Here is an 11899-nt window from a genome sequence, read left to right as displayed (position 1 = left end):
GATGGTCACTCCTTGCTTCCAGAGTATAAACACAATACCCAGTCCCTGCCCCTGCCGCTGGAAGGAGCGGTAAATCGGCGGGTACCTGTGTTAGGAATCCGAAGCTGCCCGGTATGCTGTCCGGTGCGCGGACAATACCAGCTGGCAGTCAGCTCCGTACCGGGAAGTTCTCCCAATCTAACTTTAACATACAGTCCCTGGGGGCAGTAGATGAATATGTAATTTTTACCTCTCGTTGCCACTGGAGTGTTGGCTCCGGTCAGAGGATCCTGCAGCAGCTCCTGAGCCGGCTGTCCCGTTGTATGGTCTACACTCTCCATTAGATGTCGCAGATGCTGCATCTGCCTGGCTCCCGGACGCTGCAGCGCATCCTGCCAGGACATGATAAAAAAGGCACCGGGCTGATCCATGGCCACGGAGCTGTACAGTCCATCCGCCAGCGCCCAGACCGAGTGATGACCATACGTATGACCTGCCGCACCGCTGAATACCGCATAATAAGCCGCCTGCCGTATATCCACTTCATCAAAATATCCGTTCTCCGGCTCAAAATCAATCGGGATATCTTCATAACATGGCTCTGCATCCAGTGTCGGCTTGATCGGCCGAAGATGATAATCCTGTTGGATCAGACGATAATTGTCCCGCACACCGGCACCATGACTGGACTGAACCATATTCAGATCCAGCCACTCTTCCTCATGCACATACAGGGACGAAGATACGCCACCCTTGGGATGAAAAGTCATCAAATGTCTTCCCCCGTCTCCCTCCCTGATCCCGAGTGCCATCTGCCGGATGATCTCGAAATGCCGGCGGGTCTGCAGCGGACGATCGCCTCCCAGCACCCAGATCAGCGAATCCGTTTCCCGGTAGCGTTCACCGAGCCATTTGCCATATTCAAAAGCATTATTCGGTGTGAAAATCTCCGGCCCCTTGCCCCACATCTTATGAAATTTGTCTCCCCAAGTCGGCAGCAGCGCCGTATACATGCCGAGCGAAGCCGAGAGCCGGATCATCTCATCGACATGCTGCCAGTAAGAGTACTCTCCCGTAAGATCCGGCCGGAGCGGGTCCGGCAGACCGGAATTATCATTCAGCAAAGGAAGACGTCCATATGCATTGGGTGTACGCAGACCATCCAGCTCGGCCAGTGCGACCGTCTGAATGACATTGAATCCCTGTACGGCACGGATGTGCAAATAATATTCGGTGTCTTCCCGGTTCAACTGGTGCAGCAGCTCCCAGGCCGTATCGGCCAGCCAGAAAAATGGATGCCCGTCTTCGGTAACCAGAAACCGCTGATTATCGCTGATGCATAGACGGGGCAGATGCGGATAGGTGGTCATGATGGTCATCCTTTCGGAAATGAAATAGGGAAAGTCTACGTATAGGGCTGGGATATATTGAGTCAAAACAGACCTTTTTCTGTAATTATTGCAGGAGATCAGCAGCCGCAGACTGCTGTCTGTTCAGAAGGTCTGCGGCTACTGATTGATTTATACTACTATCACCCTTTTATACCAGTGTTATTCTTTTATAATAATCTCCGGGCTTCCCTTGAGTCCAAAGGCAGTCAGACAGTACCGATCGGTATAAATATGTCGTTCCGGGTGGTCCCCGTCTGTCCAGCTCGGCGTATCCTTGAAGCTGTCCGGACCTACCATAGTCAGCTCCCCGCGTACATGATGATGAGGACCGAGCAGATTGCGGCAGCTGGACATGAGCTCGATGGTCAGTTCATTTTCCCCTGCCTGAATATAATCCGTAATCTCCACTTCATATGGCGCCCACATAAAAGTATGCACTTCCTGCCCGTTCCACCACAGCCTTGACAGTACTGCATCCGGGCGGTCAAAACGGAACCAGACGCGCTGCGAAGCTTCCATTTCTGGCAGGATCAGCTGCTGGGACAGCTGCACATTGCCTGCATAAAAGTTCAGTCCCTGGGTCGTCAGATCGCCGGTCTGCATAACAGACTGCGGTTCCTCCAGCCGGAAAGAACCCTCGGTATAGATTGCACCATTCCCCACCAGGATATATCCTGCACTGCTATTTACATGAAAATCGCCCAGCAGATAGATGCTCTCGATCTCCGTGTCGTAGAAGAGCTTGTTGCCTTCGGATTCGAACGCTTTGGCTCTCGCTACGGCTTCATACGTTTCGGCAGAATTGGCAAAATGGCGCGCCAGCGTAATCCGGTTAGGCCCGGCGGTCAGATAACCTGTCATATCCAGCTTGCGAAAAGCAATATCCCGCCACCACCCAAGCTCCCGCTGCTCAAGAAGGCGGTCATTGATGCTGATCACATACTGCTCCGGCTGTTCGATAATCAGGTACATTTCCCGGTTCAGATAATCTCCGGGCAGTGCCTCTACTGTGAATTCCAGTTCAATTGCTACCGGATGACCGAGACCGACCAGCTGATCCTGCAGGAAAATAACCGGCTGCACTCCCGACCATTCTCCTCTGTCCACACGCAGGCGGCATGTATCCAGGGTCAGGCTGTTCATATCACTGCGGGTGAGCTGCCAGGACTTCCCTGTCCGGATAATCTGCTGCACCGATGTGTCCACAGCTGCAGCTGGGCCATCTTCTGCTGTTCGTAAGTTGCTTTGGATTGAAGCCGCATCCGTTGTATCCGTCGTATCTGTTCGCCCTGCTGCATCCTGCTGTGCGGCAACAGCCTGTTCTGTCCGCAGGCGCAGCATATAAGACTGCGCAGGAGCAAAGGAAAGTCTAACCACTACACCTTGTCCAGATTGTACGGGATCATTGCCAACTGTATCTGTCAGAGGCATAACCTTTCCCTTTTCCAGCTCGATCTGCTCCAGCTCTCCGTGATAGGGCAGCAGGATCTCGGCATTGTAACTGTGCATCCGGTCGGTATTCACCAGATAGCAGAGGGTATATTCTCCGAGTGTACTGATCTGACTCAGGATCGGTGCACTGTCCGGTACGCTTTGTTCCGACAGGGAAGCGGCATCAGATGGTCCGGCAGACGGTAGCTGTACCAGATCACGAATGGTTATGCCGGCTTCCAGATGACCGGCGAGATGATCTGCCAGAGATAGATGATTCAGCGGCAAGCAGGATACGTAGGATGCCAGTTCTGTCAGCCGCTTATCCTGACGCCCATTGACCATTACCGGCAATGTACCAAGCGCGATCGCCCGGCCGCCCTGGCGAACGAATTCCAGCAGCAATTCCAGCGTCCGCTCTGCCAGCGTGACCATCGGCGGCAGAATAACCAGCTTGTAGGCTGCCTGTCCCACCACAAACTGTCCGTCTTTGACTGCTCCGTGATTGGCAATAATGCTCTCCGAGCCATAATCATGACTGTACTGCAGCCCGCACAGCCAGTCGCTGATCTGTACAAAGTCCTCATGAATCCGCTCGCCATCCTCTGTGGTGCGATTGTTGTAGACGATCCAGGAAGAGCGGATCGGATGCAGCAGCAGGATATCGACCTGTCTGCGGCTCTCTGCCAGCAGCATCGATAACCGCCCAAAATAATCATTAAACCGGCTGTATTCCTCCCACCAGGGCTGCTGGTAGTACAGGGACGGCGGATAATCCCGCTTGCGGATGCCGCGCAAGCTGTAGCCTTCCAGATGCTGGCACATCAGATTGATGCCATGCACATACTGCCACTCGGCAATCCATTTCAGATCGGCAAAGGATACATTCCAGCCGCTGCAGCCAAACGTCTCGGAGAGTACAAATTTCTGCCCCAGCTGACGGGCTGCCGAACTGGCCTGCTTGGGCGTCAGTGGATTGCTGATGAAGCGGCCGAGCCAGTCGATGCCCGGAGTCTGCATATAGGCATACGAAGCCATCGCATCTCCGACCGCTCCGGTCTGTGCTGTTAGATGATCTTCACTCACCACATGTCCCGTCAGACGCAGCTGATGTTCCTCGCACCAGTCACCGATCTGCTTCATAAAAGATTCCGAGAACAGTCTGGTTACCAGCTCCCAGAACCGGTAGCGCGCCGATTCATATCCATCCTCTTCCAGAAACAGAAGCGGCAGAATATCCAGCAGCTCCTCTCCATAAGCCTGCCGGAACTGCTGCTCCAGGGTAAATGACCACGGCACCTGATTGCGTCCATACTGCGGTTCATCGGTAAATATGCCGTACACCGCCTGACCGAAATGCACAGCAAACCGATCTGCATATTTCTCGTAGGTCGATTCGATAAAAGCATGAACAACCTTCGCATCCAGCGTGTCGATATAATACGGATTCACTTCGTAATAAAGACGCAGCTCCGCCTGCTCTTGCTGTTCCTGCGGAATCTGCACATAGCGCCCCTCCCGGCAAACATACCAGGCAATGGTGCAGCTCTGGCTCTTGGCAACGGCAGCATCATCGGTTGTTACTGCGGAATGCTTTTCCTTTTCCGGATCAATCCTTTCCATTTTCAGCCACTTTTGCTGGTAATCCAGTCCCAGCTGCGGGACTACCCCATCGGCAAATCCGCTTGGCCAGCCGTTCTCGTCATAACACCACACCTGCATCCCCAGCTGCTGCCCTTCCTCGATCCCGGCTGCTATACAGTCCATCCATTCTTCATCCAGATAGGGCGTCTCCAGCCCGGCGCGGGCATGCATAATAAATCCGCCCACTCCCGCCTGCTTCATCTCGCGTACCTGCCTGCGAATCTCCTCCGGGTCCAGTCGGTCATTCCACGACCAGAACGGAATTGCCCGGTACACTGCCGGCGGATCATGCAGCTGCCGGAAAATCCGCTCCGCCGAACCGGTCGTTGGATGATTTGGAGCATACGCCGTCTCAGCTGAAGAAAAGTTCGAACGATTCATCGGTATCTCCACCTTTTACTTTGCAAATATCGTTATGGAACAACTGCACTTCGTCCCTGTCTCCTCTGCTCATGAATGACGACAGTTCCAGGCACGCACCGCTATATTGCGGACACTGCTGACATGTATCGTCCGGCTCTCACCGGCATCCAGCCAGATAAAATTATCTTCAGCCATGAACGGCGCATCTTCTATTGCCCCAACCTGCTGTGAAGCCGGGGTCTCCTGAACTGTCTGATACAGCTCTACTGCCACCGCCGGATAGCTTCCACGGTTGGTGACCGTGACTGGATACGGATAGCGGCCGGAATAACGGTCTGTAAATGAATGATGAGTGCTTCCAGCCGGATTAGCCGCTTCGTATACATTTTCCTGCATGTCTGCCTGATTGGGCGGCTTGGGCTGATTTGCCTGATGTGGCTGAATATGATGTTCTCTTTGATCTCCCTGATGCTGCTGATGCTCCTGAATCTGCAGCTCCAGCTTGGCAGACGGCAGATTCATCAGCACTCCCTGTCTCGCGTCAAAGTTGATCCAGTAAAAGGTACGATTCAGCACATTATCCGCCTGTACGATCTCCGCCACGACCAAGAGCGGTGCGTCTTCCAGTTGGCTTCCCGGCATTTCCAGCTGTCCCAGCCTTCGTACCTGTCCATTGGAATCGCTGTCCTGCCACGACTCTGACAGCATAACTTCCAGTCTGGCGTTATACACCCGCACTCCGGCTGTCCATTCTCCCTCCAGCTGCTCCCGGTCATCCAGCAGATACACTGGCAAGGACTGCTGCTCGGGACTGTTCAGCTTGTCGAACACGACAGATACCATCAGCGGCGCATAGGCATCTGCCGTAAAATAGTGCGACATCTTGGGGACACCATACCAGTCGATCGTTGCCCATGACACGCCGGGATAGACATCATTCAGCTTGTACGTCACGACTCCAATCTGCTCCGGCCAGTGGCATCGTGCACGCTCCATCTTGTGGCGCAGCGAGACGACCTGAGCCATCTGGGTACCGGCAACAAAGTTCTCCAGCGAATCACACGGCACAAACGAATCCGCGAACTCGGATAGAATCCGCATCTCATCCCGGGTATCAAAAGCCGGCAGATGATGATAGAAACTTTTACCCGGTTCCGGCGGCCAGACATGACGCTCCTCTTCCGGCAGATATCGCTTCACCGACTCCATATTGGGCGAGGAAGCCAGACCGAATTCGCTCAGCATCATATCATCCAGCCCGGCATAATAGTCAAAGCTGTACGCCGGTGTCCAGCCATTCCAGACGATATGGTCATGCGTACTGCCGCCCAGCGGATCGGTACGGTGAAAGGGGCGTGTCCCATCCAGCTCCACACTGCAGCGCCCCATCATCTGCATACTCTCATGCTCCAGCTCACTGCTCGTCTCATTGCCGCCGCCCCACATGATGAGGGAAGGATGATTGCGCAGACGCAGCGTGTTTACAATTACCGTCTCTTCCAGGGCATCATACGGCTGGTTGGCATGACTGCCCCAACAGGTCGGCCATTCCTGCATAATCAGAATGCCCAGCCGGTCACATATATCATAGAAATCATCGGTCTCCGGCATCCCGCCGCCCCAGGCGCGCATAAAGTTCACATGCTGCTCTGCGGTCAGCCGGAGGAAATGCTCATATTTCTCACGGCGAAAGTCCATCAGCGCGTCCATGGTACACCAGCCGGTTCCTTTGGCAAAAAACGGCCTGCCGTTCACCATAAATGTCCAGTTGTACATGTCCGGCTGCTGCCCCTGCGGCAGCGGGTCCATGCGGATGTGCCGAATGCCAAAAGTCAGCTCACACTGATCCCCCAGCACTTCCTTGACGGATATATCGTGTTCCTTCCGCCCTGTTGACAGAGAGTCTGCCGCGTAATCCGGGACAAAAGCCAGCTTCAACCGGTACAGATGCTGCTCTCCCATATCCAGCGGCCACCACATCCGATGATCCGGAATTTGCAGCTGCAGATGCATTTTCATTTCCCCTGCTGCAGACATTTCTTCTCCAGAAATTTGCTGGCTGAACGTAATACCCTGTCCGGCAAAATTATCCGGCTCGATCCAGCCCTGCAGCACACCTGATCCAGCCCACTCCCGCGCCGTTAGTGTGAGCGACAAATCCATCATTCCCCGGGCTGCATTCTCCTCGCTCAGCGCAGCCATATACGGATGTTGGATCGAGACGTCCGGTTCTCCATGCACCCGTACGCTCTGCCAGATGCCGACAGCCGGCAGATTGACATAATGCCAGCCGTAATTGCAGTTGAAGACAACGGTCGAATGCCAGATATTCCACTCATTGCCGAGCGGTGCCGGATGGACTTTGACAATTAATATGTTTTCCTGCTCCACGAGGGCGGAGATATCATGCTCCGGACCGCCGAATGCACCGGTATGCTCCCCGAGTGGGTGACCGTTCAGCCAGACTTCACATGCAGGCGAGACCCCGGCAAAGCTCAGCCGCGGATGCCTCCAGACCTTGTCCGGGTCCAGTGTAAATGTACATCTGTACCACCATGTCTTGTGACTGTAGGTTTTGGCAATATCGGCATTCTCCCCAAATGCAGGATCGCCGATGACACCTGCCTCCACCAGCGCCTGATGAATGCTGCCCGGTACGCGAACCGGAATAACATCATTCCATTGCCCCTGCAGACGCTCCTGATCCTCTCCGCCCTCTGCCATTTCCCAATTCCCATCCAGCACCAGCTCCGGAGCCAATTGAAGCGAACCGTTCAGCAGTCGATCACTGTCGATTCCGTCCTGACGGATTACCGGCTGTATCTCCACCTGCCGGGCAGGCTGATCCCATGGTGTGAATTGTGCCTGAAAGCTCTGTCGATCCAGCATATCCTTGCTTATGGCCTGCCTCGTATTCATAATTTTCCTCTCCTTTTGCTGCGAACGGTTTGCAGTTACTCATTGCCTCTCATGTATACATCCCGATGCAGCAGATCTGCCTGCTATGTGGTAATACCAGCAAAACAGAGCCGATCCGTGACAGCTTCGGCTCTGTTTTGCCATGTGTACCAAATGCTTATTGGATTAGGTTCAGCTTCACATCATCGATAAAGGCTGTATTGTCACCCGACGTGGAAGTGGCGACAAACCTGAGTGTATGCTCCCCGGCTGTGACCGTGAAAGGACTTGTCGTATAGGCGACATAGCTGCCGGATTCAGGGGCATAGCTGCCCACGACCTGATTATCTACCACAAAATTAAACTTCTGGATATTTTTGTTAAGATTGGTACGTTGGGCTGACTTGAAGCTGAGCGTATACGAACCGCCCGGGAACTTCAGCTTTTGGGTAATCGTACCGTTGATGCCATTGTCCGTTTTCAGATAGGCACTCTGTACACCTTCCGGTATGGTTACATTGCCCAGTACACTGTTATTGGCTTGAACACCGGAACGGCTGTCAAATACCCAGTCACTGGTAAATGGACCCGGTTTCGTTTTGGACTTGCTGTCAGCCGGAATGACCGGTGTCTCGAACCCACCATTTTTCAGTTGGGCAGGCAGACTGTTGGCTACACGGATAAACACGTTATCCAGAAAAGCGGTATGATCTGTATCATTAGTCACTACCGAGTTGGCTACAAATTTCACCGTATGCTTGCCTGCAGTTACCGTAAATGGTTCAGTGGTTACCTTTTGATAATTGGTAAATTCAGGTGCAAATGAGTCAATCTTCTCGTTGTCCACATAGATATCAAACTTCTGCACCCCATAATCTGCGCGGGTCGCCAGATCAAAGCTCATTTCATACGTGCCCGCCGGGAAATTTAGCTGCTGGGTGAGTGTACCATTCACACCACCATCTGTTTTCAGGTAACCTACTTGCACCCCTGACGGTGCAACAATTTTATCACCTACCAGATCGCTCCCATTTAGAGATACGCCCGAACGGGAATCAAATGTCCATCCGTTGGTTAACGGTCCGGTACGCGTGCTGCTTGTTCCGGGCTTCTCAAATCCTGCGTTAAATATGGTGACTACCGGTGTCTCATCCGGAATATCGTTGGTGAAGAAGCAGCGTTTGGCGATGCCTGGTGCCGGATCAACACCAAACGACTCATCCGTACACTCCACATCATCTGTAAATGTTTTATATTTGAAAATGCCGTCTGCCCCGTAAGCGACCATCGCTTCACCGGTGAATTCGCATACCTTGCCTTCGTACATACAGAATTCATATCCATCCGGTCCAATTGCTACATCCCTTGTTTTGTAAAGGGCTGCGGTAACACCTGAGTTATCCAATCCCGGCTTGATCGCTATTGCCTTGAGCATCCGGTTGCCGCCGTTTGGCAGAACCGCTCCATGCTTGTACAATCTGGAAGATGCTGTCGGTGTCGTGCCATCCATGGTGTAGTAAATCTGTGCTCCCGGTGTCTTGGTCTCGATAAATACCACTTCCGCCGAGTCATAGAGTCCCGGCTTCAGGCTGAATGTCGGTGCATCCACCCGGGTAGGAATGGAACGCGGAATGACTTTGATAAGTGCTATTCCATAAGCGCCCACTTCATTGCTACTGGTGGCCTTGATCGCTACCAGACGCTCGGAAGCGAGATCCGGTGCGGTATAGAGACCATTTGGAGTAATCGTTCCGTTATTAATTCCGAGTACGGTCCATGTAACATTACCGGCTGCCGCCGCAGACTGCTCTTCATCGGCTGCGTCGCTGTACGTATCTTCATTGACCGTACCGACAGCAGCTGGTTCAGCATCGTTCTCTACAGCCGCAGCGGTATTTGTACTTGTCGATGCAGTATCATTTTGTACAGCCAGAGCTGTGGAGCTTGCTGCTGTACGGCTGCCATCTACTGCTTGAGTGGAGGAAGCTGCATTAGTTTGTGCATTTTCATCCGGATTGTCATCGTCAGCTGTCGCAGACTGTGTATTGTCTGCTGCTTCTTCTCCAGCAGTTGCAGAAGCTTCATCCATGCCATACGTATCTTCGGTGACGATCGTCTGTCCGCTGTACACTGCATCAATTACCTTGGCATCGAGCTGCAATGTGCTTGCTCCGGTAATCGTCTTCTCTACCGGCGTGACCGCTACCTGGGTCTGCGGCTTGGCTGTCGTATAAATGGAGAAATGATAGCCGGTATCCGTATCATTGTCGGTAAAGGAACGGGTTGCAGCAAATGCTTTTTCCACCTGCGGAAGTATCGCATTTGCGTCTATATTGACATTATCGCGGTAAGTCATTTTGTAGAACGTTTTATTCACATCTGTACCGCCAAAGTTGAAATTGATATTTTTGGCTTCGCCACCTTTGGATTCCACCAGTACGGTATAGTTGCCGTCTTTACCCTTGAAGGCAGCAGCACGGATATCGTCTGCTCCTCCGGTATCCGCAGTGAGAACATCGCTGTGTTCCGGAATGTAGCGGTTCAGGAAGCCGGCGGAATAGTAAGTTTTACGCGGCGTCCGGTCGAGCGGCAGCGAGCTCCACATCGTATACGTACCGTTCGTGTCTCCATCCGGATCGGACGTCCAGGCACCGTTCATCTGCCACATTAATGCCCCTTTCAGACCATCATTGGCTGCACGAATCACGGAATTGGCAAATCCGGCATCCCAGTTGCTCGCATTGTCATCAGCCCAGCCAAATTCGGTCATAACGACCGGTTTGCCGCCGGTTATGCTGGTGCGGTCACTAATGACTTTTTCAAGTCCTTCATAGCCGGTGCCATACACATGGAAAGTATAGGCATCAAAAGCGCTATCGGCATTCTGTTTCATATATTCTATCCAGTTCAGCGCTCCCGATTCCTCCGGTCCCCAGATCTGGATCCGGTCGCGCAGTCCATCTGTTTTGAGACGGTCGCTTACTTTGCGTGTCATCTCGGCAAAATAGGCTTTCTGATCGGCAGGACCTTCGAAATCCCAGCTGCCGTTGGATTCATTGTAAAAGGTCATATATTTGACATTGTCATATCCGCGCTCGTTCAGCAGCTCGTTCAATACGGCTGAAGCCGAAGCCGCGTAGGCATTGAGGTCGGTTGGTGCGCTCACATAAGGGTCTTTCAGATCTGGGAAATTAAACCAGTCCTGAACCGTCTTGCCTACCTTCCAGCCAAAGTTCAGTTCGACTTCCGTACCGGCGCTTTTGAGAGCATCCAGATAACGATAGAACTCTTTCATCTTGGGACTGTCAAAGGTATACTGTCCCTTCTCCGGCTCCATCCAGTCGATCTGGAACCAGACTCTGGCGACTTTCGGCTGGATTTTCTGAATCCGGTTCACATCCATCGCCCAATAGGCATCGTTATACCCGTACTTCCGGCCAAGATCCATCGTGTTGGTCGGAATAATATTGACCCCTACACCGAGAAAGTCCGACTGCACCACATTTTCGGGGTCAATGCTGATCGTACGGGTCACTGCTGCTGCACTGGCGGCTGGTTCTGCTGCCTGTGCTTTGGACGGTACACTTACTGAAGGCAGGACAAGCGAAAGCAATAAAATGGACGTGCCCACAATGCTGAATGCCGACCTCGCTTTTTTGTTCATTCCTTCCTCTCCTTTTCGCATAAGGATAATTAAGTAAGCCTGCTTCCGACGCTCTGGCCAAGGGCTGTCCAGTTCCCATTACCGTGTACGATTCCGGCTGGCGAAACTGCATATAAATGCCGGAATAACAGGGGAAACGAGAAACTGAATCCTTCTTCATCATAGGTCAAAGATAGCGCTTACAAATTGAAAAAAACACAGAATAAATTGAAGAATATACAGAACTGCGAAGATGGAATTTTAGGTATCGTTGAACAAAATAACGAAAAACTTGAACAAATATCAGACATGGCCTGTCACCTTGCCGCTGCAGCATTTACGAACCGGTTCAGAATTCCATGCCAAAAAAAGCCTATTGCAATCTGCAAAAAACCGGATTATAATGAGCCTACGATTTTGACCGGTCGAAATAAGCAGGATTGCCGGAGTCAATCTCCCTGATCCTGAATCCATTGGATTGAACATGAACCTTTTGGTTATATAGATGCATATATACATTCCGTGACGGGAAAGAGTACGCTATGATTCT

The 11899-nt window shown here is 52.5% G+C and carries 4 protein-coding genes and 1 other annotated feature (1 of these 5 running past the window's edge); all 4 genes read right to left on the bottom strand.

The features are described from left to right. Positions 1 to 5: 5 nt before the first annotated feature. The 4 genes from WH45_RS14745 to WH45_RS14730 all read right to left on the bottom strand — a co-directional run bounded on the left by WH45_RS14745 (position 6) and on the right by WH45_RS14730 (position 11370). The gene (locus tag WH45_RS14745) at positions 6 to 1349 is read right to left on the bottom strand and encodes a glycoside hydrolase family 140 protein (protein ID WP_046215118.1); all 1344 of its coding nucleotides are present in this window, start codon (positions 1347 to 1349) and stop codon (positions 6 to 8) included. Between the two features lie 180 nt (positions 1350 to 1529). Continuing rightward, entirely contained in the window at positions 1530 to 4826 is a 3297-nt protein-coding gene (locus WH45_RS14740; RefSeq protein ID WP_046215117.1) for a glycosyl hydrolase, read from the bottom strand. 69 nt (positions 4827 to 4895) lie between these two features. Further along, positions 4896 to 7727 (bottom strand): glycoside hydrolase family 2 protein, encoded by a 2832-nt coding sequence (locus WH45_RS14735; RefSeq protein WP_052723793.1) that lies wholly within the window; start codon positions 7725 to 7727, stop codon positions 4896 to 4898. 157 nt (positions 7728 to 7884) lie between these two features. Beyond that, positions 7885 to 11370 carry a chitobiase/beta-hexosaminidase C-terminal domain-containing protein gene (locus tag WH45_RS14730; protein WP_046215116.1) on the bottom strand — a complete coding sequence of 1162 codons (3486 nt, stop codon included), beginning with the start codon at positions 11368 to 11370 and terminating at the stop codon, positions 7885 to 7887. Between the two features lie 492 nt (positions 11371 to 11862). Next, positions 11863 to 11899: a binding site (T-box leader), on the top strand (it continues 201 nt past the right edge of the window).

Source organism: Paenibacillus wulumuqiensis (genome assembly GCF_000971965.1).
GTDB classification, from domain to species: domain Bacteria; phylum Bacillota; class Bacilli; order Paenibacillales; family Paenibacillaceae; genus Saccharibacillus; species Saccharibacillus wulumuqiensis.
The sequence above is the reverse complement of the archived record's forward strand: the minus strand, read 5'-3'. Positions and strand labels throughout refer to the sequence as shown.